This window comes from Bacillus sp. G402 (assembly GCF_051172515.1).
In the GTDB taxonomy this organism is placed as follows: Bacteria; Bacillota; Bacilli; order Bacillales; family Bacillaceae; genus Bacillus; species Bacillus altitudinis.
This window is the reverse complement of record NZ_JBPIZC010000001.1, coordinates 1,312,561-1,336,990: the sequence shown is the minus strand read 5'-3', so window position 1 is coordinate 1,336,990 and position 24,430 is coordinate 1,312,561. Positions and strand designations below refer to the sequence as shown.

Genomic DNA, 24,430 nt, shown 5'->3' with positions numbered 1-24,430 from the left:
GGTTGTTCTCGCTGGAATACTTTAAGATAAACAAAACCATATCAGACAAAGAAGAAGGCAGGCTGCTGAAGAACTACTTAATCGAACTTGGCATTTCAAAACGAATGCTGACAGATATTAAATTTGATGGCGGTGACCTTCTGATTAATGGAGAGCATGTGACCGTGAGATATGAGCTGCGCGAGGGAGACAGGCTCACCATTTTATTTCCCGAGGAAAAAGTGAGTGAAGGGCTAAAACCTTCGGCCATTCCACTTGATATTTTATTTGAGGACGAGCACGTGCTTGTGCTGAATAAAAAGCCGTATATCCCATCGATTCCTTCTCGAGAGCACCCTGAGCATAGTATTGCAAATGGACTGCTTCACCATTATGCTGAGCAGTCCGTTCGGCTGACTGTCCACTTGGTGAACCGTCTTGATCGTGATACTTCTGGTGTCATGTTAGTCGCTAAACATCGCTTTGCACACAGCCTTTTATCAAAGGCGCAGAAAAAAGGGGAAGTCAAGCGAACGTATAGAGCCATGACACATGGCATGATCACGCAAAAGGAAGGAACAATTAGAGCAAAAATTGCTCGAAAAGGGGACAGCATTATTGAACGAATGGTAGATGAGTCTGGTCAGGAAGCCGTAACACATTATACAGTGCGGGCGGTACATACTCATTTAGACATGTCTGATGTGTCCCTCACCCTTGAAACGGGAAGAACTCATCAAATTCGTGTTCACATGCAATTCCTTGGTCATCCGCTTGTTGGAGATACGCTATATGGTGGAACAAGCGAGAGAATAGGCAGGCAGGCACTTCATAGTGAAATCCTTGTTTTTCCGCATCCGATAACAGGGGAGTCCATGACCTTTTCGGCTCCTTTGCCGGATGATATGACACTATTGCTTCAGTAAACAAGTAAACCCGGTCACCTGTCATGGTGGACCGGGTTTTTTATTGCGTGAAATGCTGAAACCTTGAATCATCATATGGCATAGATGAAGGAACAGATACTGTCTCAAGTTCTGGGTATCTAAGAGCAGAGAGCTGGTGGCCAAAGACGCAGCCTGTATCAATATTAACCGTTCTACCGATAAATCTTGGTTCTTTTACGGGTGTATGCCCGTACACAATCCATGGTTTTCCGTGATATTCCTTTGCCCAGTCCTTCCTGACAGGTCGACCGTCTGGCCATGTTTCTCCGGTGACTGCTCCAAATAATAGATAAGACCTCATCTGTTTGTTCGGTTTTTTGCCAATATCCTTTTCCTTCATCGCTGCGTGTGCAATGATCAGTTCATTCGGAATGAGTACATCATAAAGCGGCGCCTTTTCAAATAAATGTTTAAATTCACGTGATAAAATGGTTTGTTCATCATGTGGCAGGTTTTTGATTTCGTTCACCGTTGTTTCAATGCCGTGCAGTAATTTAACGGGATTTCCTTTCAAATAGCGATACAGCTTAAAACAATGGTTTCCAGGCACATAGCGGATGGCGCCCTTAGAATAGGCGTGTATGACAAATTGCATGACGGCAACTGATCGAGGGCCGCGGTCTGTTAAATCACCTACAAGGGCCAGTGTTCTCTTATCAGGGTGGACAGGTAGTCCATGTTTGAGTTCGTATCCTAGTTTGTGTATGAGGGTAAGCAGCTCTTCGTAGCAGCCGTGGATATCGCCGATGATATCGAATTTCATAAAGGTTCCTCCTGATTTTTTCATCCATTTATCGGATATAAAGAAGTTTGAATTTTAGAAAATATAACGAATGGCTTTCATTTCATTTGGGCAATTGTTAGAATCAATGCTTTAACGTAAAACTTAAAAATTAAACATGAATGTTAGGAGGCTTTAGCCAATGGAGCATACATCTGTTTCATCACTCGTTGTCGTTATTATTGTAGCCTTTTTCACCCCCATTTTATTGCACCGATTTAAGCTGACCATCCCGGTCGTTGTCGCTGAAATCATCATGGGGCTCATCATTGGAAAAAGCGGTCTTCAACTAGTTGTTGAACACGACGCATGGCTAGATACGTTATCCATGCTAGGTTTTATTTTTCTTATGTTTTTAAGTGGACTTGAAATAGATTTTTCTTCTTTTGAATCAAAGAAGAAAGCGCGAGAACTGCCAAATGGTTTAAAAGAACCGAATACATTTAAAACAGCGACCATTATTTTTGTTGGCGTATTTTGTATGTCCTTTATCCTGTCTTATGCGTTTGTCCTTGCAGGATTTATTCAAAATGCCTTTTTAATGACGCTTATTATTTCCACCATCTCATTGGGTGTGGTAGTTCCTACCTTAAAAGAGGAAAAGTTGATGCAAACGAATATTGGTCAAATCATTTTGCTTGTAGCCGTCATTGCTGATTTGGTGACAATGATTTTACTTGCTGTGTTTTCCTCCATTTATGGCGATGGAACAGGGAACATGTGGTTGCTCTTATTATTATTTGCGGCAGGTATTCTTCTTTATTTATTTGGCCGGGTATTTAAGACAAAGTCCATTTTTCAGTCCATGTCAAAAGGAACGGTGCAAATTGGGACAAGAGCCATCTTTACTCTCATTATAGTCTTAGTTGCCTTATCTGAATCACTCGGTGCTGAAAATATTCTTGGGGCTTTTTTAGCAGGTGTGCTTGTGTCTCTTCTTTCGCCTAATAAAGAGCTCGTACAGCAGCTGGACTCGTTTGGCTATGGCTTTTTAATTCCGATCTTTTTTGTGATGGTCGGTGTGGACCTGAATATATGGTCACTCTTTAAAGATCCAACCATCATGATCATGATTCCGCTACTGTTTATCGCATTATTGCTTAGTAAACTCGTTCCGATTCTTTATTTAAAAAAATGGTATGACATGAAAAAAGTCATTGGTTCTGGTTTTTTATTAACCTCGACGTTATCCCTTGTCATTGCGGCTGCAACGATTGGTGAGCGGCTTGGTGTCATTGATCATAAAATGTCAGGAGCTCTTATTCTAGTCGCTGTGCTCACGAGTGTTTTAACACCTGTTTGGTTTAAGGCGTTATTTAAACAAGAACGTGAAACCAATCATAAAAAGCGTGTGACGTTTATTGGGGCGAATCAGCTGACGTTACCTGTGACGCTTGATTTACATCAGGATGAATATGACATCCGTATTTTACACGTCTTTCAGGAAAATAAAGAAGCCTTGCTTGCTGACTCCATCTTTGAAGTTGAAGCGATTGAACAATATGACGATGATACGCTCAGGCAGGCTGGCATCGGGCAAGAGGATGTGCTCGTTGTGGCTACAGGCAGTGAAACGAAAAATAAGGAAATTGCTTTATTTGCAAAAGAAGAAGGAGCTAAACAAGTCATTGCAAGTGTCAACAAAGCAGAAGCCGAGCTGACTTTAAAGGAAGCAGGGATCGATACCTTTTCTAACTTTTTATCATCTAAAACGGTGCTGAGGGCATTGATTGAAGCACCTGATGCGATTCGCTTGTTAACAAATGAGGATTCTTCTTTGTATCAAATTCAAATGAACAATCATCGGTATCATAATGTCATGCTGAGGGAATTTCCTTTTACCGGCGATTTGGTGTTTGTCCGTATTTTTAGAGGAATTGACAGCTTAGTGCCGCATGGGGATACGACGCTTAGAAGCGGTGACCGCGTGCTTGTGTCTGGCTCCCGGGAGTATGTGGCAGGACTTAGAGCCCAATTAGAGTTGCAATGAACCCTTGACCGATGAACAATTCCTGATTAAGATAGAGGTACAACAATATATGTTTGATCCACTAGGGGAGTCCTTTAAAAGGGCTGAGATAAAAGTGTAGACTTTTAGACCCTCATTACCTGAACAGGTTCATACCTGCGTAGGGAAGTGGTGCGGTTTTTGACTATGCTTTTTACAAATTCCAAACCACTTTCCACGAGGAAAGTGGTTTTTTTATATGGAAAAACAGGAGGAGAGGAACATGACATTTTCGAACGAATGTAAAGAAGCAGCAGCTAAATGGTGGAATGGGAGCTTTACACACCCTTTTGTGAAAGGGATTGGTGATGGCACACTTTCACTCGATCGTTTCACTTATTATGTGATGCAGGATTCGTACTATTTAACTCATTTTGCAAAAGTACAGTCGTATGGAGCCGCCATTAGTGAGGACTTACATACGACAGGCAGAATGGCATATCATGCGCAGGGTACGTATGAAGCAGAGCTATCACTGCATAGAAAGTTCACAGAACTGCTCCAGATCTCTGATGAAGCGCTGGCAAACTTTAAACCTTCTCCAACTGCTTATGCATATACCTCGCATATGTACCGATCTGTGAAAAGCGGTCGTTTTGAAGAAATTTTAGCCGCATTATTGCCGTGCTACTGGCTTTATTATGAGGTAGGAGAAAAACTGAAACAAACAACTCCTGACCATCCGATTTATCAAGAATGGATTTTGACATATGGCGGGGATTGGTTTAAAGAGCTTGTTTTTGAACAGGTGAACCGTTTTAATGAACTTGCAGAAAAAGCGCCAGAACATGTGCGGGCTAATATGAAAGAAAATTTCGTGATTTCGAGCTATTACGAATACCATTTCTGGGAGATGGCGTATGAAAAAGAAATGTGGCAGACAGCATGCTTAGATGGGGTTGGTGCAAATGGAACTCCATGCAGTGACAAATGATACGCTTCCTGTCAGGGAGCTCATCAAGCAAATAAAAGACATTGCGTCTGAAGTAGACTTTATTCATATTCGTGAACGATCGAAGGCAGCAGGTGAGCTGGTTCACCTCGTGAAACAACTTCTAGCAGAAGGTGTTCCGAAAGAAAAGCTGATTATCAATGACCGAGTTGACGTTGCGCTGCTGACCAATATTCACCGGGTTCATCTTCCAGGACACAGCTTTTCGCCAAAGGAATTAAGACAAAAATTTCCTCACCTCCATGCGGGGGTATCGGTTCATTCGATAGAAGAAGCCAAAGCAGCAGAGAAGAACGGGGCAGAGTATGTCATGTTTGGGCACGTGTATGATACCGCATGCAAACCCGGACTTCAGGCGAGAGGCATAAAGGTTGTGGAGGAAATGACTTCTGAGCTGTCCATTCCAGTCGTTGTCATTGGTGGAATCACACCAGAACGATTGCCAGAATTGATGCATGTTGAGTTAAAAGGAATAGCCGTCATGTCGGGGATTTTTGCTCATCCTCAGCCGCGCAAAATGGCGCAAACATTTTCTAAAAAGCGAAAGGAGAATCCTTATGAACAAGCATTATGATGTTGCAATCATTGGTGGTGGAATCATAGGGATGTCGATCGCTTATCACCTTGCAAAAGCAGGAAAGCAGATTGTCTTATTTGAGGCAAATGAGATCGGGAAGCAAACGACAAGTGCGGCTGCTGGCATGCTGGGTGCACATGCTGAAGGAGAAGGTGATGAGGATATTTTCTTTCAAGTAGGCAGACAAAGTCAGGCTTTATATGAAAAATTAACAGTCGACCTTCAGCATGAATCGGGCATTGATATTCGGATATCAGTGGGCGGGATTATGAAGGTGGCTTTTACAGAACAAGAAAAGCGTGCGCTTTGCCGGATGCAGCATTTGCCCACATTTGAATGGCTTGAAGCAAGCAGCGTAAAAGAACGTATGCCTCAAATTGCAGATGACATCTTAGGAGCAGGATTGATAGAAGATGATGTACATGTCGAGCCATATGCGGTATGCAGGGCTTTTTGGCAGGCGGCTGTTCGGCACGGAGCGGATGTGAAGGAGTTTACCCCTGTTATCGATGTGAAGAGGGGAAAAGAAACATTGACAGTCAGTACAGCTAAAGGCATCTTCACATGTGATCATCTGACTGTAGCAAGTGGTGTATGGTCGGGCCGTTTTTTAGAAGAACTGGGGTTATCACATTCTCTCTATCCAGTAAAAGGAGAATGCGTGTCTGTTTGGAATAACGGTCCAGCGCTTGCACACACCATCTATCATGATCATTGTTATATCGTTCAAAGGGATAGCGGTAAGCTAGTGATTGGTGCAACGATGAAACCGAATGACTGGCAGGCCGTTCCGACACTTGGCGGTATTGAAGCAGTTATTCACAAAGCATCTCAGCTCATGCCATCTATTCGAGAGATGCCGATTGATCAATGCTGGGCAGGTCTTCGGCCAGCGACAAGCGACCGGCACCCCTATATCGGAAAACATCCAGAAGACGAGCGTATTCTTTTTGCAACGGGACATTACCGAAATGGCATTTTACTTGCGCCAATTACGGGGGAAATCATTCGCGGCTTAATAGCGGGCGAGTCTGTTCACAAGGAATGGCTTCATGCGTTTCGTATTGGGCGAAAGGAGGCATTGTTCGTATGAAAATTCAATTGAATGGAAGAATGGTTGATTTCGATAAGGAAAATGGCACGATTTTTGATCTGCTATCAGCCTATCAACTTGAAAACCGAGTGGTGATCGTTGAAAAAAATCAAGAAATTATAGATAAAGAAGCCTTTCAACAGGTAAAAATTCAACCAAATGACACGATTGAAATCGTTCACTTTGTAGGAGGAGGATGACACCATGCTGCGCATTGGCGGAAAAACATTTACATCAAGACTATTACTAGGGACAGGAAAGTATCCATCATTTGAAGTTCAAAAAGAGGCGGTCAACGTATCAGAAGCTGAAATTTTGACCTTTGCTGTGCGAAGAATGAACATATTTGAACCATCACAGCCCAATTTTTTAGAGCAGCTTGATTTATCAGCCTATACATTGCTGCCAAATACTGCCGGGGCAAGTACAGCGGAAGAAGCGGTGCGGATTGCCCGTTTAGCGAAAGCTTCTGGACTGTGTGACATGATCAAAGTAGAAGTCATTGGCTGTTCAAGGTCTCTTCTGCCAGATCCAGTCGAAACGTTAAAAGCATCTGAAATGCTATTAGAAGAAGGCTTTATCGTGTTGCCATATACGTCAGATGATGTGGTGCTGGCAAGAAAATTAGAAGAACTTGGTGTTCATGCCATTATGCCAGGTGCTTCTCCAATCGGTTCAGGTCAAGGGCTTTTAAACCCTCTGAATCTATCGTTTATTATCGAACAGGCAAAGGTGCCAGTTATTATTGATGCGGGTGTAGGTTCGCCGAAGGATGCTGCTTTTGCGATGGAATTGGGCGCTGATGCTGTATTACTGAATACAGCCGTGTCTGGCGCAAAGGACCCTGTGAAAATGGCTAAAGCGATGAAGCTGGCGATTGAATCTGGAAGACTCGGTTTCGAGGCAGGCCGTATTCCACTCAAAAACTATGGAACAGCCAGCAGTCCGCAAGAAGGAATGCCAGCATTTTGAGCACACGTTATTCACGCCAAGAGCTTTTTAGGCCGATCGGTACAGAAGGACAAAAACGGCTAAATGCCTCAAATGCCGTCATTATTGGGGCTGGGGCACTTGGAACAGCGAGTGCTGAAATGCTCGTCCGTGCCGGCGTAGGATCTGTCACCATTTTGGATAGAGATTATATTGAATGGAGCAACCTGCAGCGTCAGCAGCTTTACACAGAGCAAGATGTTCTTGATCGGCTGCCAAAGGCTGTGGCTGCTGAGAAAAGACTCAAGCAGGTGAACAGTGACGTTCACGTGAGAGGAATCGTCATTGACGTGACCGCTCAAAATATTGATGAGTACGTCAGCGGGGCATCCATCATCGTGGATGCAGCGGATAATTTTGAGGTGAGAATGATTGCGAACGATGCGGCCGTCAAACATCAAATTCCGTTCCTTTATGGGGCCTGTGTAGCAAGCTATGGTATTCAATTCACAGTGATTCCTGGTGAAACACCATGTTTACACTGCCTACTTGAGCATTTACCTGCACAAGGCATGACATGTGATACAGCAGGAATTATTAGTCCAGTTGTGCAGCAGGTTGCGGCCTATCAAGTGGCGGATGCACTGAAGCTTTTAACAGGACACCAAATCACGCCGGTATTAAGATCGTTTGATTTATGGACAAACGAGCGATCTGATATTCGATCCGTTACGTCTTTAAAAAAGAAAAAATGTCCAAGCTGCGGTCTTAAGACATATCCATTTCTCTCATATGATCAAAGAGCAAAAGCAGATGTATTATGTGGACGAAATACTGTACAAATTCGCAGTGCACTAGGGGCACCCCCAGCGCTGCATGAAGTAGCCCGTCAGCTAAAGAAAGCAGGAATGGATGTGCTGGAAAATCCTTATTTGCTTTCGTGTCAGAAGGATGAGTACAAGCTTGTTTTATTCAAAGATGGCAGAGCGCTTGTCCATGGGACAAATGATATTGCGAAAGCGAGAACGATTTATCATCAATGGATTGGCTAATGAGAGGGTGAGATGACATGACGATTAAAAAAGCATTAACCATCGCAGGTACTGATTCTGGCGGTGGAGCAGGTATTCAAGCAGACTTGAAAACCTTTCAGGAGCTTGGTGTGTACGGAATGTCCGCCATTACGGCCATTACAGCGCAAAACACACTTGGCGTTCACGGTATTTATCCTCTGTCTATCGAGGCACTCGAAAGTCAAATTGATGCAGTAGCAGAAGACTTGTTGCCAGATGCCGCTAAAACAGGGATGCTGTGGAGTGCTGAAATGATCAGTGTCGTTGCTGAAAAAACGAAGCAATATGACTTGAAACTAATTGTCGATCCAGTCATGATTGCCAAAGGGGGCGCCTCTTTATTAAATGAAGATGCGGTCTCTGCTATGAAAACACAGTTACTGCCTGTCAGTTATGCAGTCACACCGAATCTCCCTGAGGCAGAAGTGCTGACAGGCATGCGCATTCAGACAAAAGAAGATCGCCATAGAGCAGCAGAACGACTTTATGAGCTTGGCACGTGCTATGTTGTGATCAAAGGAGGTCATAGTCCTTCAGGCGGCCTCATTACAGACCTTTTGTACGATGGAAAAAGCTTTTTTGAACTCAGTAATGAACATATTGATACACCACATACACACGGAACAGGCTGTACATTTGCAGCGGCATTAACGGCAGAAATAGCAAAAGGTCGTTCCATGAAGGAAGCCTTTGAAACGGCAGAAACCTTTGTCCATGAGGCGATCAAATTTCCTCTGAATATTGGCGCTGGGCACGGACCGACTAACCACTTTGCTTATCAGCAAAACAGAGTCAAAGCATAAAAAGAAGACTGTCTTCACTTGTGAGGACGGTCTTTTTTCTGAAATAAAAACTTTCTTTCAACGGAAATTGTCAATATCTCATGATATGTGATAAGATTATGATCAGGTACTAATACTATGTCTTGAAAAAATAGGAGGCTTTAATACATATGAACTTTTCTTTAGAAGGCCGTAATATTGTGGTGATGGGTGTTGCCAATAAACGAAGCATCGCTTGGGGGATCGCTCGTTCACTTCACGAAGCAGGAGCTCGTTTGATTTTTACTTATGTTGGAGATCGTCTTGCAGAATCAGTAAAAGAACTAGCAAGCACGCTAGAGCGTGATGATTCCATTATTCTTCCTTGTGATGTGACAAGTGATGAAGAAATCGAAAAATGTTTTGCAACGATTAAAGAAAAAGTACAAGTCATCCATGGTGTTGCACATGCGATTGCATTTGCGAACAAAGAAGAGCTTGTCGGTGAATATTTGAACACGAACCGTGAAGGTTTCCTTTTAGCGCACAACATTAGTGCCTATTCACTAACAGCTGTAGCAAAAGCAGCACGTCCGCTCATGACAGAAGGCGGAAGCATTGTCACACTTACTTACCTAGGCGGAGAGCGCGTTGTCTCTAACTACAATGTCATGGGTGTAGCAAAAGCAGCCCTTGAAGCAAGTGTGAAATACTTAGCAGCTGATCTTGGAGCGGAAGGCATCCGTGTGAACAGCATTTCTGCTGGTCCAATTCGTACGTTATCTGCAAAAGGAATCAGCGGCTTTAATACGATCCTGAAGGATATTGAAGAGCGTGCACCGCTTCGCCGTACAACGACTCCTGAAGAAGTTGGCGATACAGCACTATTCTTATTCAGTGATTTATCCCGCGGCATGACAGGTGAGAATCTTCATGTTGATTCTGGCTTCCATATCATTGCCCGCTAAACGAATAATTGATTTGCAGCATACCAATCACTGGTATGCTGTTTTTTATTTTTCTTCTGATTTGGGGTGTCCTCTCATATATATAAGGAATGAATCATTCGGGAGGGATTAGTATGTCAAATAAAGGTGATGAGAATCAAAAGCCGCTTATGTATATTGTTCAGCCGAGCTATGATGAATCAGCGCCGGCCATGCAAAATATTGTGAGAAAGCGCAAGAAGTCAGAAAAACCTTCAGAAACCAAAAAAAGCGCCAAAGAGGATGCAATCGAAGAGAGCGTGCAAGAACCTGTATCACAGGAAGTAAAGCAGAAAAAAGAAGAGCCGCCTGCGCTACAGCAAGAGCGGGAGATCAATCAAGAAAAAGATAATTCACAAAATCGAGAGCCAGTACAAGAACAAGAAAAACAGCCAGAAGGCGTATTTCATGAAACAAAAGAAGAACCAAGAAGAAAACGAGTGAAGAAGCCGTTAAGCCAAATGAATATCGAGGAGAAAGTCGATTTTCTTACAAGTCTGCCGCATAATATGCCGAGAGCGCTTTGCCTCATTGAAGCCGATGGAAAAACATATAGAGGGATCATCATGGAGAGAAAAGACAATATGGTGGTCATCCGCACGGCAGGCGGCGGTAATCCAGTGGAATTAGCAATTGGTGATATTTCTTCTATTCATCCACTTGGTTTTTAATGAACATAAAAAAAGTCCCATAACGGGACTTTTTTTGTTAGCAGCTACGGTTGATGAGTCTTGGATTTAAGCACTCTATTGCGCAGAAGCAGTCAAGGTCTACTTCAATGCAATACTTTGATTTTTCTAAACGGAACACATCACATACGGAATCTTTATCTGTAAAATCTAAAATATGACGATCTTTGTCAAATGCAATAAGCAAGCTGAGTGTTGCGCAGTGATCAGAGATGTGTTCGACTCTGAAAAATGCAGTGCTGAAGCAAGGGCCAGCATCTACTTCTCCGACGTTTCCGAATGCGACGAATGGTTTTGATTTTGAGGTAAATAGAACAAACGGGACAGTGTCACCTAATGAATGTGATGGAGAAAGGAGATTGCTGTAACAGCTGGTCGGGCAATCCTCTTCGACGGCATTTTGTAAGTCGTTTATGTTTTCAACAGCCTCTGCTACACAGTTCCATGAATGTTTGCGGCTCATATTCAACCCTCCTATACAAGGAAATTTGTTTGAGTGTTTGAGCACTGTCATCATCATCTATAAGCTTTATTACGTGTCTCGCCGGTTGATGCATCTAATGTCAATCAATGCGGAAGCGGCCGCCTTTTGCTGACTGCTCCGCATGATTGGTTGTCATTCGTGAGGAAGGGGATGCTTTGACTTATGACAAGTTAGATGAGCGGGCGATTGGTTTAGCCGTGGTGATGATGCTTTTTATCTTTTGCCGGCATGACTCTGTCGACAAGTTCTGGATTTAAACATTGGATCGCGCAGAAACAGTTCAAATCAACTTCGATACAAAAGTCCGCTTTTTCTAAACCAAAGAAGTCAGGATCGCAAGGGTGACAAACGCTTAGCGTATGTCCGTGTACATCAACAGGTCTTAATACAGATAATGTGGCACAGCAGTCATGCAATTTTTCAACCCGGAAGAAAATGGATTCGAAGCATTGGCAATCGTCAACAAATCCTCCAATGTTTCCGAAAGTAGAGAACAATCCGCCCTTTTTATCAAAAAGTAAAAACGGAATCGTATCTTTTCCAGAAACTGTCGGGCTTAATAAATTACTGTAGCAGCTCGTAGGACATTTATCTTCTACAGCTTCCTGCTCTGCTAAAATCTTATCAACCGCATCGCATACACAGTTTTCATCATGTCGGCCATGGTGTTTTCCGCAGCTCATGGATTTCAGCTCCTTTAACAAGGTATTTGACTTTAGTCCTTAACAACATATGTATGCGCCCTCTAGTTGGTGTGGGTAAATGACTATTTATCTTTGTTGTATTTTTAGAAAAGGAAAAGCAGAGCTTTTCGCTCTGCTTTTGTACATTAGAGGATACCAATTGCAACGATCGTCGCAACAAGTGTCTGTGTAAGCGTTTGGATGGCAATAGAGATGTCTGCATCGATTGTAGAGACTGTAACGTTTCTAGAGTTTTCGATAACAAGTTTCTGGCGATTTGTTTGTTTATGGCTAGCTGCTTGTAAGAGATCTTGCGTGACGCGGTCAGCTAGGTCACCATCAGCGATTGAGATGTTTGTAATGGTGATGATCGCTGTTTGAACAGCTGCTTGGATAGATGCTGCAACCTGTGCATCAACAGAAGAGACGTTAATGTCACAAGAATCTCTAACGATAATGACTTCCTCAGATGTCTGCTTTGTCACACTCACTTGATCAAAGTCTTGTAAAACATCTTCATCATCATAATAGTTGCCGTCACAGACTGCTTTTCTTTCGTAGTTATGATGGTAATCGCCGTGGTGTGTACAGTTACGATCTAGAGCGACCCAAGAGTATGGTTTAGAATCCATTTCTTTTCCTCCTTCCGTTTACTTTATTAAATGCTGGAATGATTGGTTTTGTCTCGGGCATTTATCCTAGCAGGCAACCCATTTTTATTTAATCGTTATTTTGCTGCGCTTGACGGCGCTGCTGGATACGATCTCGAAGTGAATTTCGTTTAGGGCGCACTTGTGGTTCAGGCTCGACCTCTTCTGCATGTTTTGCTGCCTCTGCCTGACGCTTTTTCTCCTGCTGCTGCTGTACGAAATCATCTGCTTTCTTTTGTAAATCCTGAACCAGCTTCAAAATCATCTTTCTTTGATCTTCTGAAAGGTTTGCTTTCTGATCATCTGTGACATTATTTTTGTTTAAAATATCACTCACAAGAAGGCTTGTTAATGGATCAACATCAGTGTTGATTTGAAACTCCTTTTTTTCGTTCTCTTCAGCCACGATTATTTCACCTCTTTCATACGTGATGTTAGAAAAAGAAAGGGTCAAAGAATGCCGGCTTCAACTAAAAGTACATTCAGTGTTTGAGTGAGAATTTGGACGGAGTTCATAATGGATGCATCAGATAATGTAATCGTGACGTTATAACAATTGATGATTTGAATCACTGTTTTCTTTTGAACTGTCACTTGTTGTGCAGCTAAAAGCTGTTCTGTGATGTCTGCAGCCAATTCATCATCTGGTACAAGAATTTGAATTAAAAGAGTAATGATTGTCGTTACGGTCGCTTGAAGGGAGAGTGCGGCTGTTACATCTGTTTTATGAATCGTGACATTTTCGGAATCCTTGATCTCGATGAAATCATCATAATTGCTGATTAATTCGTTTAACAGTTGTGTGTATAATAAATCAGCACTTTCTTCAATAGACAATACTTTCACTCCTTTCTTATCTATACATTATTTAATGCAGCAGAGGCTCAAGGTGGAATCGGAAAGCATGAAAAAGTACAACCCAATTTTATTTCCACTCGATTCATCATGGCGGTCTTTCTTTTTGCATATATAAAGAAAGGACGGAAAAAGAAGAATGAAGGAGGTGGAGGTTCCATGAGCGGCGCTTTGTCATTTGCTATATTTGCCCTCGCATCCTTTAGGCTGACGAGATTGATCGTGTTTGATACGATTACAGCCCCCTTTCGCCGTCTATTTCATGAAGAGCAAGAAGAGATAAACGAACAAGGTGAAGTCGAGACCTATATTGTCATTAAGGGGAAGGGACTGCGATCTTGGATAGGAGAGCTGTTAAGCTGTTATTGGTGTACGGGTATGTGGTGCACTGCTGCTTTACTACTGATATACATATTTTTTCCTGTCATCAGCATGTGGCTTAATTTACTATTAGCGATTGCCGCCGCAGCAGGCTTGATTGAAGCAGTCGTGTCGAAGCTTGTGAAATAAACAGGCATTCTGATCAGACACGCTTAAAGAAAATGCATATACTAACATGGAATAGGAAAGGAAGGGTTGCGATGAAACAAACTGAAACACCGTCACATATGCTTCAAGGGTATCCAGCGCAGTCAAATCAACAATCTGTATATACGAAGAAAATCAAGAAGACGGGCTGCGGCTGCGGGAAGAAAAAGAAACCTCAATAGGGAAAAACAAAAGCCGGATTTATCCGGTTTTTTTGTTGCCCTTTTTTTGGGTGATGCATATGTAAGAGAGAAGGGGTGACCAGAATGGATGCATTCGAACAATTAATCGGTTCCTTGTTCACTAAACCCCATGATGGGAAAGAGCAAGCGCACGAAAAAGCTGAAATGGATCTAGCGAATAAAGCGAAGGATCTTGAAGAGCACTTAAAAGTATTTGGCGAGAAAATGGATACTTTTGCGAAAGAAACAGAAGCATTCATGATCCGTCATGGAGAGGCAGATTACGTCTTTAAACAGCAGAAATAAAAATTCCGCACTTTTTTATGTGATCGTCCAAACCATTTCATGTATTTTTCATATTTTGTAAGGGAGAAGAGGAGGTGCTTAAATATGAGTTGTTACGGTTACGGTGGCGGTTATTGCGGAGGTTATGGCGGCGGCTACGGCGGCGGTTATGGTTCAACTTTTGTTCTTGTCGTCGTGCTTTTCATTCTTCTAATCATCGTTGGTGCTTCTTTCTTTAACTAAACAGTAAGAAGGTGAGGGAAGCAATAGGGAAGCCTTTTGCTTTCCTTTCTCTTTGCTAACAAGGCAGCAGGATAGGCACATATCTCGCCTATTTTCATATAGTAAGGTGATTACTCCACAAAGAGGAGGCAAAGGAATGGATAATAAGTTCTTTAAAAGTGTGGAAAATAAAACAGGTGTAAATATGAATGATGTCTTTAAGCTTGCAGGTTCTTTGCAAAACGCGAACTTTAAAGATGAGAATACCGTTCGAGGTGTCATTAAAAAAGTGGCGCAGCTTGCAAACAAACGTGTACCTAAAGAAATGGAAGACAAAATCGTTCAATCGATTACAAGTGGAAAAGAAAAGCTTGATTTTAATACAATCGCTAAAATGATGAACAACAAAAAATAAACAACAGGCTCTCCGTTTAAAGGGGGGCCTGTTGTTTTTGTGTGAATAATTCACGATTTTTCTTTAAAAGAGGGTACAAAAAGCGGGAGCGGTGAGCCGTTTTTCCTCTTCTATATGATGGAACGGATAGATAAAGGGATTGTTCTGCTCTCGTCATGGCAACGTATAATAAACGCCGCTCCTCTTCAATGGCTTCTTCATCACCGTTTCTCAGCTCATCAAGTGCAAAGTCATGAGGGAGCGCCCCATCAACCACGCTCGTGATGTACACTGTTTGGAATTCTAGTCCCTTCGCACGGTGGATCGTCATGAGCTGAACGCCTGGTTCATCTGATTTTTCCTTTTCAGCAGATTTCATATGTACGGCATGAGCGAGGAAGGCTTCAATTGTTTCAAAACGTTTCGCCGCTGTTTTCACATCTCGTACATCATCTTTTCCTTTTTCAAGCACATTCGTATCATTCACTCGTTTTTTTAAATAATCACCAAGTCCCATCCTTTGTTCAATAAACGCTACAGCTTCAGATGGCTTTAACGTTTTTAACGTTCGAAACAGGGGAACGATCGATTGCAGTTTTTTGCGCTGAAACGGCTGAATGTCTGTTAGCTTTCCAAGTGCCTCTACCATAGAACAATCTTCCGTAATGGTCAGCGCCTTCATGGTATTCAGTGTTTGCTGCTTTAAAAAGAAAACGGGCAGCAGCAGCTTCATTGCGGCGACATCATCTGCATCCTGACTTAGCGAAAGAAAAGCGAGCAGCACCCGAACAATTCTTCTGCTATAAAAGGCTTTTACGCCAGCATCGGTTTGATACGGAATCGCCGATTGATGAAGACGTTCATAAATCGCACGGCCTCCTGTATTCGTTCTAAACAGCACGCAAAAGTCATTCGGTTTTGCACCGTTTTTAATTTTCTCCTGAATATCTGCTACGATCATGGTCGCTTCCTCTTCCTCGTCATATGGATAAAAAAGAGTCGGCGGAATTTTCTCCACGCGAACGGCTTTTAACGTTTTCTCGTAACGATGCTGGTTCTTCTTAATAATGGCGTCTGCACTTGCGACAATCGTATGATGAGAGCGGTAATTTGCATGTAAATGGACGATCTCGGCCGAAGGATAGTCCTGTTTGAAGTCAAGAATAAAAGCAGGATTGCTTCCTCTAAATGCATAGATGGCTTGATCATCATCACCTACACAAAATAGCTGCTCGGATTCTCCAGCTAAAAGCTGGATTAATTGATATTGTACGGGATTAATATCTTGAAATTCATCTACTAAAATATACTTGAATCGTTCTTGATATTGTTTGAGCAATTCAGGCTGCTTATTCAGCATGTGTAAACAGGCAATGGCCATGTCATCAAAGTCAAATTGTTGATTTTCACGCTTTTGCTGTTCGTATGACTGATAGATTGTCCACATTTGCTTTTCCTTTTCATCTTTCAGCTCAGGAAGTTCGTTTGGTAAAAAAGCATTTTTCCAATAGCCGATTGATTGCAGCACTTGATCGGTTGGATAGTCTTTTTCATCAAGTCCTTCACTCATGATCGCTTTGCGAATATACTGCTCTTTTTGCCAGTCGAATTTAATCAAATGCTGTCCGTTCCATTTGCCCCGATTATCGTGAAGCAGCATTTTATAAAATAAACTGTGGAATGTACCTGTCACAACTTGGCTCGCCTGTGATGGATGAAGCTGATACTGCATACGTAGTCTTTCTTTCATTTCACTGCTTGCTTTTGTGGTGAAGGTCACGAGCAGGATATGGTGAGCAGGGATTTGATGGTGCGACATCAGATAAGCAGCTCTTGCTGTCAGTACCCTTGTTTTCCCGCTGCCGGCGCCAGCCAGCACAAGCATCGGACCGTCTTTGTGTGTGACAGCTTGAAGCTGCGGTGCGCTAAAGGTGATGTGTGGAAAGAGGTCAATGGTATGGACTTCTTCATTCTTTTCTAAATGAAAGGTTTCGCCAAATTGAATGGACCGTGGTTCCTGCCAGTCATCCGATTCTTCTGTTTGTGAGATGATCTGTTTGCCGGTTGGAAAGCGAAAGCCGCCAAGTTCTTTGTAGGATGCATGTACCTCTCGTTCAGCCGGTTTCTTTTCCTCTTGTTGTTCTCTTTTTTCGCAAATCTCTTGCTGAGATATTTGCTTATGGATAAAGGCAGGTTCTTCATGTATATTTAATCTGAAAAAGACGGGTTGTCCGCAATATGGGCAAGATAAATGCCCTTTTTTGCCCTCATCATGGAGGAATTGATAGTGTTCTCTCGAATATGTATGTAATGAGATCGTTCGATCATGTCGTCGTGCGCATTTCAAAGCTAGTCCTCCAATAGTCAATCAATGTTAAAAAGAAACACATCTAATCATATCAAATGAGGCGTGTTTCAAACAGTCATAATTAGGGAATAGTAGAGTAGAAGAGAAGCAAAGGAGGCGTTCTTGATGGGATATATAGCCCCGATTCAGCCGGATCTGTATTTTCAATATATCAATCGTCCTGCTCCTCAGGATAAAGAAGACTATGCGAAAGTGACGAAGGTCACCCGCACCTTTCATGACAAGGTATACAGAGAGCTGGAGAAAAAAGAGGACTTAGTGACAGAAGCGGAAACGAAAGTACAGCAAAAAAAGCGGGAACGCTTTGTACGAGATATGTTTATGGAAGAAGGTAAGGGCGTTCATATCAATACTTACGTCTAAATGACTGCGCTTTCTTCCTGAGCGAACGAGATGGAATCAATAAAAAGCCAGAGCATCCATGATGCCCTGGCTTTTTATTGTCGTTAAACGGATAGTGTTTTTGTCATTTTGACATGTGTAATTCCTGCTTCTTCAAACGGTTCTGAAACGGCTTTGTAGCCTTTCTTTTCGTAAAAAGGAAGAGCTTGGACTTGTGCATGCATGACAGCTTCTTTCGCCCCGTTTGCCATCGCTTCAGACTCAAGTGCTTCTAAAAGCTGGTGGCCAAGACCGAAAGAGCGCGCCTCTTTTAATACACAAATTCGTTCAAGCTTTGCCTTATGACCTTCAATTATGCGCAGTCTAGCAGCAGCTTGTGGTTTGTTGTCATCATTATAAATGACAAAGTGAATGGCTTCGTCCTCAAGTTCATCAATTTCGATCTCTAACGGGACTTCTTGTTCTTTTACGAAAACTTCTTTTCGAACATAATAAGCATCTTCTCGTTGTGTTTGTTCTTTTACGATGACTGTATTCAAATGTCTTTAACCCTCTTCTCCTAAGATAAATGTTTCATAAACGGTCCAAGAACCGTTCTCTAATTGATATAAAAGATGGAAGCGGTCAACCGTTTCCTCGTGGTCAATTTTTCTCAGCTTCAATGTGCCTAGAACGTCTGAATGCTCATCGTCTGATAACTTTTGAGCCACTGTCACATGCGGAACAAATGCATATTCAGGTGTACCAGCAAGCGGATCAGTGTACAACTTCTCATTGAGAGCCATTAATTCTTCGTTCGGTTCTACTTTCATATAAATCACGTTGTTTACAGGAGCGAATGAACTGAATTTTTTAATACGTAACGTAATAGGAGAAGCATTTTTTGCGTACTCTCGCAAGGTGGAGACGACCTCAGCTGCTTCTAGATCCGTTAATTCAAAAGGTGTTCTTAATGTTAAATGAGGTGGTATGAGTGCATAGTTCGGATCATAACGTTTCCGATAAGAGTTCGCAATGTCTTGCAATTTTTTTGATGGAAATAAAACAACTCCGTATTTCATCATGTTCCCTCCTGATTAAGAAAGTATTTATTATTTTTTATTATAACAAAATTCAGTTGATTAACGAATATGGGAGCATTCTTTTTAACGAAGGCGAAATGAGCGGCTGCCAAAACGTCCATTTATGATCGCCTTCGAATGTCTCAAATAAATAATCCGCACCGGACTTCTCCAAAAGGACCTTTAATTCTTCGTTCGGCTGAATAAAGTCAAGCACTTGCCCATCTGTCGTTTTCACAGCTGTTTCTTCTAACCCGATTTGATGGATAATGGCATAATGAGCAAGGGATGATGACTGTTTGACTGCTTGCAGAACCGACTCATCCACGTAAGGAGACTGCAAAATCAGTCCGCCAAATAACGAAGGATAATCAATGGCTGTCATAAGTGAGATCGTAGCACCTAATGAATCACCAATAAATGTACGACCTGATCCAACTTGATACGTTGGATAGTGTTCATCAATATACGGAACGAGTTCATTTGCCAAAAAGCGTTTATACGCCTCGAACTTTGGTCCGTCTGGATGATACGTATTTCGCCTTTCAGTCACATTTTCATATGGGACACCAATGATAATCGAGCGTTCCATTTCTTTGTTTTGCATTAATTCTTCCGCTTGTCTGCCTATTTTACCTAAGCGGAAATAATCATGACCATCTTGTGCAATGATGACATGATATGTATAAAGGGGGGAGTAATTGACTGGTAAATAAATCAAAATGGTCATATCTGCCCCAAGTTCTTTTGACTGTAAGGTTTCTTCTTGAATGATGCCTGTTTTCTTCACCATAATCCATTCCTCCAGCTAACCAAATTCATCATAAGTGAAACGTTTCCATTCATTGTAACACGAAAAACAGCGTTGTTCCTATATGCTAACATGCAATCAAATTGGCTGACATCCAATCTGCTGCAAAATACAGAAAATTTTAATTAATCGTTACATTTCCCCTTGAAAAATGAGGTTTAATGCGTTACAGTATTAAGAATTAGAACAGACAGACAACACATTCTTATCGTGAGAGGTGGAGGGACTGGCCCTTTGAAACCTCAGCAACCGGTATGCATCACTTCATGTGATGTACCAAGGTGCTAAATCCAGCAAGCAGCTTTTTTGCTTGGAAGATAAGAGGAAGCGATTAAACCCCTTCTTCTTATGAAGAAGGGGTTTTTCTGTTTTGAAATTAGATTTTTACTTAGGATGGTGTCAAATGACAGAACATGTGGAAACGAAGTTAGCGCAAATTGGAAACCGCAGCGAAGAGGCGACTGGAACTGTCAGTCCTCCCGTTTATCTTTCAACAGCTTACAGACATAGAGGCATTGGGGAATCAACAGGATTTGATTATATTCGGACGAAAAACCCAACAAGGCAGCTTGTAGAAGATGCGATTGCTTCACTCGAAGAAGGAACGGCCGGTTTTGCCTTCAGTTCGGGAATGGCTGCCATCCAAACGATCATGGCGCTGTTTGAGAGCGGGGATGAACTCATTGTTTCATCAGATTTATATGGCGGTACATACCGTCTATTTGAAAACGAATGGAAAAAGTACGGACTGCGCTTTGTTTATGATGATTTTTCAGATGAAGACTGTTTACGCTCTAAAATGACGCCAAATACAAAAGCCGTCTTTATTGAAACGCCAACAAACCCACTCATGCAGGAAGCGGATATTCAAAAGGTTGCGAAAATCGCAAAAGAACACGGTGCATTGGTCATTGTGGATAACACCTTTTATACGCCCGTCTTGCAAAAACCGATTACACTCGGAGCAGACATTGTCATTCATAGTGCAACCAAATATTTAGGCGGACATAACGATGTTCTTGCCGGACTTGTCGTCACAAATGGGGAGCAGCTATCGGAAGACATGTTCCAGCATCAAAACGCCATCGGAGCGGTTTTATCTCCATTTGACTCATGGCTTTTAATGAGAGGAATGAAAACATTGGCGCTGAGAATGCGCCAGCACGAAGCTAATGCGAAGGAATTAGCTGACTTTCTAAAGCAGCAGCCGGAAATTCAAGATGTGCTTTACCCAGGAAAGGGAGGCATGCTGTCATTCCGAGTAGCCAAAGAGGACTGGGTCAATCCATTTTTAAAGAAGCTGAAAACGATTTGTTTTGCTGAAAGCCTTGGCGGAGTCGAAAGCTTCATTACGTATCCTGCAACGCAAACCCATATGGACATCCCAGAAGAGATTCGTATTGCAAACGGTGTGTGTAACAAATTGCTACGTTTCTCAGTCGGGATTGAGCATGTGGAGGACCTAAAAGCAGACCTGAAACAGGCACTATCAAATGTGAAAGAGGAGGTACACACGAAATGACCACACATGATTGGACACTAGAAACACAACTCGTTCATAATGCGTTTAAAACAGACCGCTCAACAGGTGCAGTCAGTGTACCGATTCAACATGCATCGACGTTTCACCAAAGCAGCTTCGATGACTTTGGTCAATATGACTACTCCCGATCAGGCACCCCTACACGTCAGGCATTAGAGGATACCATTGCAGCGCTAGAAGGAGGAACGAGAGGGCTTGCCTTTGCGTCAGGTATGGCAGCCATTTCAACCGCTTTTCTTCTATTATCAAAAGGAGATCATGTTCTTGTCACAAGAGATGTGTACGGCGGGACTTTCCGAATGATCACCCAAGTTCTTTCAAGATTTGGGATTGAGCATACCTTTGTGGACATGACCAATTTGAATGAAGTGAAACAAGGCATTCAATCAAATACAAAAGTCATTTACATGGAAACACCGTCAAACCCTACACTCGGTATTACGGATATTGAAGGTGTCGTACAGATTGCGAAAGAACATGACTGTCTGACTTTCTTAGATAATACGTTTTTAACGCCTGCGCTTCAGCGTCCGCTGGACCTTGGTGTAGACGTTGTGCTGCACAGCGCAACGAAATTTTTAAGCGGCCACAGTGATGTACTCTCAGGCTTAGCCGTGGTGAAAGATGAGAAGCTAGGAGACGAACTTTATTCGCTGCAAAACTCCTTCGGGGCGGTACTTGGCGTACAGGATTGCTGGCTTGTGCTTAGAGGATTAAAGACCCTTCAAGTCAGATTAGAAAAAGCCAGTCAAACCGCATTAGAACTGGCTACATTCCTAAAAGAACATCCTGCGGTCAAAAAAGTATATTACCCAGGATTAGATGATCACCCAGGGGCAGACATTCAGCGGAAACAGGCGAGCGGTGCAGGTGCTGTTCTTTCATTTGAACTAGAAAACCAAGCGGCTGTCAAAGAATTGGTCGATGGCGTCACATTACCTGTATTCGCCGTCAGCCTCGGAGCAGTCGAATCCATTCTTTCCTATCCGGCTAAAATGTCCCATGCCGCTATGCCAAAAGAAGAAAGAGAAAAAAGAGGTATTTCGGATGGTTTACTTCGATTAAGTGTGGGCGTAGAAAACGGAGAAGATCTCAAAAGGGACTTCAAACAAGCACTAGATCAACTAAAGCCAGCTCTTGTGAACCAGTCATAAAAGTTAGTGAAAAGCCGGTGCGGATACCGGCTTTTCGCCTTTTTTGAACAAAACCATTGACGACTGATCATGATGGTTATATAATAGAGACTGTCAGTAACAGAAAGCCCAGAACTGATACATAACCCGATTCCGTAGCTCAGCTGGGAGAGCGCTACCTTGACAGGGTAGAGGTCGCTGGTTCGAGCCCAGTCGGAATCATATGAAAAGACGTTGATACAGAGCCATTCTTGAGATAATCGAGAATGGCTTTTGTATTTCTATAAACAAAAAGGTAACATTAACAAATTAAAAGCCACACTGTATTTTTCAGTGTGGTTAATTTAATATGTGATCAATTTGATCGGCTCTCTGTTGGAAAGAGGCTTCAAATGCTCTTGGTGTTGTCGTTAAGGGTAATACTACTTGACAAAAAATCGATCGTTTTAAGTATTTGAAGTGTCAGTGACTAGAATTTTACCAACAATTATTCAGTGAATATGAACGTTGATAAAATGGTTGCTAATGAAAAAGGGGGCTAATAATGAAACGGAAGAATTTTATAGAAATTAAAGCGAATGAAAGGTAAGGTCTAATAGGTGTATAGACTGTATTCTATATACCTGTTTTTTGTTTGTTTTTTCCAAGGTTTTGAGAGATAATTGAAATTGAAAGTTTTTGTTTTCATCGAGAGTTAATGAAGATATAGGAATTTTATAAAATCATTCTTTTAAGGAGAGTGAAAATTGAAAGAATATGTAAAAAATATTAGATTCGACAATGAGGGATTTTATTGTAAGCCTTATAACTCACCGGTTTATTACCATTCGTTGAAATTTATAAATTATGAGGTAACCAATCTTGAAGCAACTGATGTTTATGTAAAAAAAACTGACTTTATAAGACCTGAAAATAATTATGGGTGGAATGGATGTTTTGTTTTTTTAGAGATATATGACAAAAAGCTATTGTTAAAAGACGGTGCTCTTGCTATGAAGAGATTTGATAAAAAGAACATTGCTTATCTAAAAAATGAGGGTCAAACAATATGGGTTAGAAATAATGCTCATATTGGAAATTTTGCACATTATTATTGGGTGAAAATGAAAATTGACTTAGCTTTACAGAGAATAAAATTAGGTGAACGACATTTGGGGTACGTACCTGAATGGCTTTCAGAATGCTATATACTGGAGCATCAAGTAAGACAATTTGAATTTATAGATACTGAGAAGGAAACAAGCGAGATATAAGGTAAACCTGTGAGATAATGAGGGGGAGTCGTATGCCTGTGAAAATGATCACTTTATGGTACAAATACACTGATAAAGGGAACAAAGTTGCTGTTTTTAATCATATTGAAAATGGACATGTAGATGGAGAATTTCCAAAACCAAAAGATAAATCTTACACTAATCAAAAGGCATGGGAAAAGAGTGAGTGGAAGAAACAGTTTGCTTATATTGATCAGCAATATCAGGTTTGGAACACTCCGCCTGCATTTTGGACTGAATAAAAGAAGTATTTGAAGAAAGTAGGGGAGGGATTAATATGAAAGTATCTTTAAATGATGTTAGACCAGGAATGTGAGAAAAAGAACCCTATAATTTTGGGGTTCTTTTTCATTTTTAAAATTTTTTATATTTGTACATTAGGTGTGAGGCGTTGAGGCGAAATCATATAACTTTTTGTAGCCATACCCTCTTTAAAGAATTTTTCCACTTCTGGTGTTACCTGTGTAGTGATTCTATAGTTCGCGATTGCTTCTTTTCTCTTCTTTGGCTTGTTTTTTTGCTGTTCGCTCATATTCATCACCCTCATTATATTTAGATTCCATAAGTGCTTCTTTTATAATTATGTTTGCTAATTCTTGATAGAATTCTTCTTCTGTCAGTGTTCCATAAACTTGGGGGAATATTGCTATGGAGTAGGGTTTTCCTGGGAATGTTAATGTCTCTGTCATATTCTTCTTGGCATGTTCAAAAATTTTCTTCCAATTTCCTCTATTAGTTTTGGCCACAATATAACTCCTATAATTGAATTTATTAAATTAATAATAAGGAGAATGGAGGAGGGGGTCTATATTATATGTAAATGATGGTATTAAAAAAGA

Annotated in this window: 32 protein-coding genes, 1 tRNA gene and 2 riboswitches; of the genes, 22 read left to right on the top strand and 11 right to left on the bottom strand. The window is 41.7% G+C overall.

Annotation, left to right across the window (positions count from 1 at the left end; all coding sequences use genetic code 11):
- Positions 1-11 precede the first annotated feature (11 nt).
- Complete coding sequence (locus tag ACSBQP_RS07060; protein ID WP_076822034.1) at positions 12-905, top strand: RluA family pseudouridine synthase; 894 nt, start codon at positions 12-14, stop codon at positions 903-905.
- A gap of 40 nt (positions 906-945) precedes the next feature.
- Here ACSBQP_RS07060 and prpE read toward each other — a convergent pair whose 3' ends face one another.
- Entirely contained in the window at positions 946-1,689 is a 744-nt protein-coding gene (prpE, locus tag ACSBQP_RS07055) for a bis(5'-nucleosyl)-tetraphosphatase PrpE (protein WP_017367020.1), read from the bottom strand.
- A 160-nt stretch (positions 1,690-1,849) separates the two neighbouring features.
- On the opposite strand from prpE, the gene ACSBQP_RS07050 reads away from it, so the two are divergent.
- From ACSBQP_RS07050 to ACSBQP_RS07005, 10 genes are all read left to right on the top strand, one after another.
- A complete protein-coding gene (locus ACSBQP_RS07050) occupies positions 1,850-3,697 on the top strand; it encodes a monovalent cation:proton antiporter family protein (protein ID WP_206114277.1) in 1,848 nt (615 codons plus the stop codon).
- A gap of 53 nt (positions 3,698-3,750) precedes the next feature.
- A riboswitch (TPP riboswitch) is annotated at positions 3,751-3,860 on the top strand.
- 78 nt (positions 3,861-3,938) lie between these two features.
- Positions 3,939-4,649: a thiaminase II gene (gene tenA / locus ACSBQP_RS07045; RefSeq protein ID WP_046343186.1), complete on the top strand. Its 711-nt coding sequence runs from the start codon at positions 3,939-3,941 to the stop codon at positions 4,647-4,649.
- Positions 4,624-5,241, top strand: coding sequence for a thiazole tautomerase TenI (gene tenI, locus ACSBQP_RS07040; RefSeq protein ID WP_046527495.1), 618 nt, complete (start codon positions 4,624-4,626; stop codon positions 5,239-5,241). The genes tenA and tenI overlap by 26 nt, the downstream gene beginning before the upstream one ends.
- Positions 5,225-6,337, top strand: coding sequence for a glycine oxidase ThiO (thiO, locus tag ACSBQP_RS07035; protein ID WP_046527494.1), 1,113 nt, complete (start codon positions 5,225-5,227; stop codon positions 6,335-6,337). The genes tenI and thiO overlap by 17 nt, the downstream gene beginning before the upstream one ends.
- Complete coding sequence (thiS, locus tag ACSBQP_RS07030) at positions 6,334-6,537, top strand: sulfur carrier protein ThiS (protein WP_017367025.1); 204 nt, start codon at positions 6,334-6,336, stop codon at positions 6,535-6,537. The genes thiO and thiS overlap by 4 nt, the downstream gene beginning before the upstream one ends.
- A 4-nt stretch (positions 6,538-6,541) precedes the next feature.
- Positions 6,542-7,309: a thiazole synthase gene (locus ACSBQP_RS07025; RefSeq protein WP_048003220.1), complete on the top strand. Its 768-nt coding sequence runs from the start codon at positions 6,542-6,544 to the stop codon at positions 7,307-7,309.
- Positions 7,306-8,319: a thiazole biosynthesis adenylyltransferase ThiF gene (locus tag ACSBQP_RS07020; RefSeq protein WP_048003221.1), complete on the top strand. Its 1,014-nt coding sequence runs from the start codon at positions 7,306-7,308 to the stop codon at positions 8,317-8,319. Before ACSBQP_RS07025 ends, ACSBQP_RS07020 begins: the two co-directional genes overlap by 4 nt.
- Positions 8,320-8,336: 17 nt before the next feature.
- Complete coding sequence (gene thiD / locus ACSBQP_RS07015; protein ID WP_025207163.1) at positions 8,337-9,143, top strand: bifunctional hydroxymethylpyrimidine kinase/phosphomethylpyrimidine kinase; 807 nt, start codon at positions 8,337-8,339, stop codon at positions 9,141-9,143.
- A gap of 149 nt (positions 9,144-9,292) precedes the next feature.
- Complete coding sequence (gene fabI, locus ACSBQP_RS07010; protein ID WP_003211867.1) at positions 9,293-10,069, top strand: enoyl-ACP reductase FabI; 777 nt, start codon at positions 9,293-9,295, stop codon at positions 10,067-10,069.
- Between the two features lie 113 nt (positions 10,070-10,182).
- Positions 10,183-10,758, top strand: coding sequence for a CotO family spore coat protein (locus ACSBQP_RS07005; protein ID WP_047945549.1), 576 nt, complete (start codon positions 10,183-10,185; stop codon positions 10,756-10,758).
- Positions 10,759-10,795: 37 nt separating this feature from the next.
- Here the strand turns inward: ACSBQP_RS07005 and ACSBQP_RS07000 are convergent, their stop codons facing one another.
- From ACSBQP_RS07000 to ACSBQP_RS06980, 5 genes are all read right to left on the bottom strand, one after another.
- On the bottom strand, positions 10,796-11,239 hold the full coding sequence (locus ACSBQP_RS07000; protein ID WP_008348434.1) for a CotY/CotZ family spore coat protein: 444 nt from the start codon (positions 11,237-11,239) through the stop codon (positions 10,796-10,798).
- A 212-nt stretch (positions 11,240-11,451) separates the two neighbouring features.
- Complete coding sequence (locus ACSBQP_RS06995) at positions 11,452-11,943, bottom strand: CotY/CotZ family spore coat protein (RefSeq protein ID WP_025207165.1); 492 nt, start codon at positions 11,941-11,943, stop codon at positions 11,452-11,454.
- A gap of 146 nt (positions 11,944-12,089) precedes the next feature.
- Positions 12,090-12,575 (bottom strand): spore coat protein, encoded by a 486-nt coding sequence (locus ACSBQP_RS06990; protein ID WP_008355374.1) that lies wholly within the window; start codon positions 12,573-12,575, stop codon positions 12,090-12,092.
- An 88-nt stretch (positions 12,576-12,663) separates the two neighbouring features.
- Positions 12,664-12,999 carry a hypothetical protein gene (locus tag ACSBQP_RS06985; RefSeq protein WP_008348429.1) on the bottom strand — a complete coding sequence of 112 codons (336 nt, stop codon included), beginning with the start codon at positions 12,997-12,999 and terminating at the stop codon, positions 12,664-12,666.
- 44 nt (positions 13,000-13,043) lie between these two features.
- On the bottom strand, positions 13,044-13,430 hold the full coding sequence (locus tag ACSBQP_RS06980; RefSeq protein WP_007498962.1) for a spore coat protein: 387 nt from the start codon (positions 13,428-13,430) through the stop codon (positions 13,044-13,046).
- Between the two features lie 177 nt (positions 13,431-13,607).
- On the opposite strand from ACSBQP_RS06980, the gene ACSBQP_RS06975 reads away from it, so the two are divergent.
- The 5 genes from ACSBQP_RS06975 (at position 13,608) to ACSBQP_RS06955 (ending at position 15,080) form a co-directional block, all read left to right on the top strand.
- Positions 13,608-13,958: a DUF1360 domain-containing protein gene (locus ACSBQP_RS06975; protein ID WP_025207166.1), complete on the top strand. Its 351-nt coding sequence runs from the start codon at positions 13,608-13,610 to the stop codon at positions 13,956-13,958.
- 71 nt (positions 13,959-14,029) lie between these two features.
- Positions 14,030-14,158 (top strand): hypothetical protein, encoded by a 129-nt coding sequence (locus ACSBQP_RS06970; protein WP_265786067.1) that lies wholly within the window; start codon positions 14,030-14,032, stop codon positions 14,156-14,158.
- Between the two features lie 84 nt (positions 14,159-14,242).
- Positions 14,243-14,464: a hypothetical protein gene (locus ACSBQP_RS06965; protein WP_041507451.1), complete on the top strand. Its 222-nt coding sequence runs from the start codon at positions 14,243-14,245 to the stop codon at positions 14,462-14,464.
- A gap of 84 nt (positions 14,465-14,548) precedes the next feature.
- Positions 14,549-14,686 carry a YjcZ family sporulation protein gene (locus ACSBQP_RS06960; RefSeq protein ID WP_008348419.1) on the top strand — a complete coding sequence of 46 codons (138 nt, stop codon included), beginning with the start codon at positions 14,549-14,551 and terminating at the stop codon, positions 14,684-14,686.
- A gap of 136 nt (positions 14,687-14,822) precedes the next feature.
- Positions 14,823-15,080, top strand: a complete 258-nt coding sequence (locus tag ACSBQP_RS06955; protein ID WP_008348417.1) for a stage VI sporulation protein F — start codon at positions 14,823-14,825, stop codon at positions 15,078-15,080.
- A 16-nt stretch (positions 15,081-15,096) separates the two neighbouring features.
- Here ACSBQP_RS06955 and ACSBQP_RS06950 read toward each other — a convergent pair whose 3' ends face one another.
- The gene (locus tag ACSBQP_RS06950; RefSeq protein WP_435028281.1) at positions 15,097-17,406 is read right to left on the bottom strand and encodes an ATP-dependent helicase; all 2,310 of its coding nucleotides are present in this window, start codon (positions 17,404-17,406) and stop codon (positions 15,097-15,099) included.
- Between the two features lie 126 nt (positions 17,407-17,532).
- On the opposite strand from ACSBQP_RS06950, the gene ACSBQP_RS06945 reads away from it, so the two are divergent.
- Positions 17,533-17,790 (top strand): hypothetical protein, encoded by a 258-nt coding sequence (locus ACSBQP_RS06945; protein WP_008348414.1) that lies wholly within the window; start codon positions 17,533-17,535, stop codon positions 17,788-17,790.
- Between the two features lie 83 nt (positions 17,791-17,873).
- Here the strand turns inward: ACSBQP_RS06945 and ACSBQP_RS06940 are convergent, their stop codons facing one another.
- From ACSBQP_RS06940 to ACSBQP_RS06930, 3 genes are read right to left on the bottom strand one after another with little or no spacing between them, the layout of a single operon-like run.
- The gene (locus ACSBQP_RS06940; RefSeq protein WP_008348412.1) at positions 17,874-18,308 is read right to left on the bottom strand and encodes a GNAT family N-acetyltransferase; all 435 of its coding nucleotides are present in this window, start codon (positions 18,306-18,308) and stop codon (positions 17,874-17,876) included.
- Between the two features lie 6 nt (positions 18,309-18,314).
- Positions 18,315-18,830 carry a YjcG family protein gene (locus ACSBQP_RS06935; RefSeq protein WP_017359656.1) on the bottom strand — a complete coding sequence of 172 codons (516 nt, stop codon included), beginning with the start codon at positions 18,828-18,830 and terminating at the stop codon, positions 18,315-18,317.
- 52 nt (positions 18,831-18,882) lie between these two features.
- On the bottom strand, positions 18,883-19,623 hold the full coding sequence (locus tag ACSBQP_RS06930) for an esterase family protein (protein WP_019743058.1): 741 nt from the start codon (positions 19,621-19,623) through the stop codon (positions 18,883-18,885).
- Positions 19,624-19,843: 220 nt separating this feature from the next.
- Positions 19,844-19,965: riboswitch (SAM riboswitch) on the top strand.
- A gap of 79 nt (positions 19,966-20,044) precedes the next feature.
- On the opposite strand from ACSBQP_RS06930, the gene ACSBQP_RS06925 reads away from it, so the two are divergent.
- From ACSBQP_RS06925 to ACSBQP_RS06905, 5 genes are all read left to right on the top strand, one after another.
- Positions 20,045-21,163 (top strand): methionine biosynthesis PLP-dependent protein, encoded by a 1,119-nt coding sequence (locus tag ACSBQP_RS06925; RefSeq protein ID WP_435028280.1) that lies wholly within the window; start codon positions 20,045-20,047, stop codon positions 21,161-21,163.
- Positions 21,160-22,338 carry a cystathionine beta-lyase gene (gene metC / locus ACSBQP_RS06920; RefSeq protein WP_007498948.1) on the top strand — a complete coding sequence of 393 codons (1,179 nt, stop codon included), beginning with the start codon at positions 21,160-21,162 and terminating at the stop codon, positions 22,336-22,338. The genes ACSBQP_RS06925 and metC overlap by 4 nt, the downstream gene beginning before the upstream one ends.
- Positions 22,339-22,466: 128 nt before the next feature.
- Positions 22,467-22,539: transfer RNA gene (locus ACSBQP_RS06915), tRNA-Val, on the top strand.
- A gap of 524 nt (positions 22,540-23,063) precedes the next feature.
- Positions 23,064-23,570 carry a hypothetical protein gene (locus ACSBQP_RS06910; RefSeq protein WP_435028279.1) on the top strand — a complete coding sequence of 169 codons (507 nt, stop codon included), beginning with the start codon at positions 23,064-23,066 and terminating at the stop codon, positions 23,568-23,570.
- Positions 23,571-23,602: 32 nt separating this feature from the next.
- A complete protein-coding gene (locus ACSBQP_RS06905; protein WP_024720143.1) occupies positions 23,603-23,833 on the top strand; it encodes a hypothetical protein in 231 nt (76 codons plus the stop codon).
- Between the two features lie 231 nt (positions 23,834-24,064).
- On the opposite strand, the gene ACSBQP_RS06900 is transcribed toward ACSBQP_RS06905, so the two are convergent.
- Positions 24,065-24,337, bottom strand: a complete 273-nt coding sequence (locus tag ACSBQP_RS06900; protein WP_411237980.1) for a hypothetical protein — start codon at positions 24,335-24,337, stop codon at positions 24,065-24,067.
- Positions 24,338-24,430: the final 93 nt, after the last annotated feature.

Coding starts and splice junctions, on each gene's coding strand:
- prpE (WP_017367020.1), bottom strand. CDS start 1,689: ATGAAATTCGATATCATCGGCGATATCCACGGCTGCTACGAAGAGCTG.
- ACSBQP_RS07050 (WP_206114277.1), top strand. CDS start 1,850: ATGGAGCATACATCTGTTTCATCACTCGTTGTCGTTATTATTGTAGCC.
- tenA (WP_046343186.1), top strand. CDS start 3,939: ATGACATTTTCGAACGAATGTAAAGAAGCAGCAGCTAAATGGTGGAAT.
- tenI (WP_046527495.1), top strand. CDS start 4,624: ATGGAACTCCATGCAGTGACAAATGATACGCTTCCTGTCAGGGAGCTC.
- thiO (WP_046527494.1), top strand. CDS start 5,225: ATGAACAAGCATTATGATGTTGCAATCATTGGTGGTGGAATCATAGGG.
- thiS (WP_017367025.1), top strand. CDS start 6,334: ATGAAAATTCAATTGAATGGAAGAATGGTTGATTTCGATAAGGAAAAT.
- ACSBQP_RS07025 (WP_048003220.1), top strand. CDS start 6,542: ATGCTGCGCATTGGCGGAAAAACATTTACATCAAGACTATTACTAGGG.
- thiD (WP_025207163.1), top strand. CDS start 8,337: ATGACGATTAAAAAAGCATTAACCATCGCAGGTACTGATTCTGGCGGT.
- fabI (WP_003211867.1), top strand. CDS start 9,293: ATGAACTTTTCTTTAGAAGGCCGTAATATTGTGGTGATGGGTGTTGCC.
- ACSBQP_RS07005 (WP_047945549.1), top strand. CDS start 10,183: ATGTCAAATAAAGGTGATGAGAATCAAAAGCCGCTTATGTATATTGTT.
- ACSBQP_RS07000 (WP_008348434.1), bottom strand. CDS start 11,239: ATGAGCCGCAAACATTCATGGAACTGTGTAGCAGAGGCTGTTGAAAAC.
- ACSBQP_RS06995 (WP_025207165.1), bottom strand. CDS start 11,943: ATGAGCTGCGGAAAACACCATGGCCGACATGATGAAAACTGTGTATGC.
- ACSBQP_RS06990 (WP_008355374.1), bottom strand. CDS start 12,575: ATGGATTCTAAACCATACTCTTGGGTCGCTCTAGATCGTAACTGTACA.
- ACSBQP_RS06975 (WP_025207166.1), top strand. CDS start 13,608: ATGAGCGGCGCTTTGTCATTTGCTATATTTGCCCTCGCATCCTTTAGG.
- ACSBQP_RS06970 (WP_265786067.1), top strand. CDS start 14,030: ATGAAACAAACTGAAACACCGTCACATATGCTTCAAGGGTATCCAGCG.
- ACSBQP_RS06965 (WP_041507451.1), top strand. CDS start 14,243: ATGGATGCATTCGAACAATTAATCGGTTCCTTGTTCACTAAACCCCAT.
- ACSBQP_RS06960 (WP_008348419.1), top strand. CDS start 14,549: ATGAGTTGTTACGGTTACGGTGGCGGTTATTGCGGAGGTTATGGCGGC.
- ACSBQP_RS06955 (WP_008348417.1), top strand. CDS start 14,823: ATGGATAATAAGTTCTTTAAAAGTGTGGAAAATAAAACAGGTGTAAAT.
- ACSBQP_RS06945 (WP_008348414.1), top strand. CDS start 17,533: ATGGGATATATAGCCCCGATTCAGCCGGATCTGTATTTTCAATATATC.
- ACSBQP_RS06935 (WP_017359656.1), bottom strand. CDS start 18,830: ATGAAATACGGAGTTGTTTTATTTCCATCAAAAAAATTGCAAGACATT.
- ACSBQP_RS06930 (WP_019743058.1), bottom strand. CDS start 19,623: ATGGTGAAGAAAACAGGCATCATTCAAGAAGAAACCTTACAGTCAAAA.
- ACSBQP_RS06925 (WP_435028280.1), top strand. CDS start 20,045: ATGACAGAACATGTGGAAACGAAGTTAGCGCAAATTGGAAACCGCAGC.
- metC (WP_007498948.1), top strand. CDS start 21,160: ATGACCACACATGATTGGACACTAGAAACACAACTCGTTCATAATGCG.
- ACSBQP_RS06905 (WP_024720143.1), top strand. CDS start 23,603: ATGCCTGTGAAAATGATCACTTTATGGTACAAATACACTGATAAAGGG.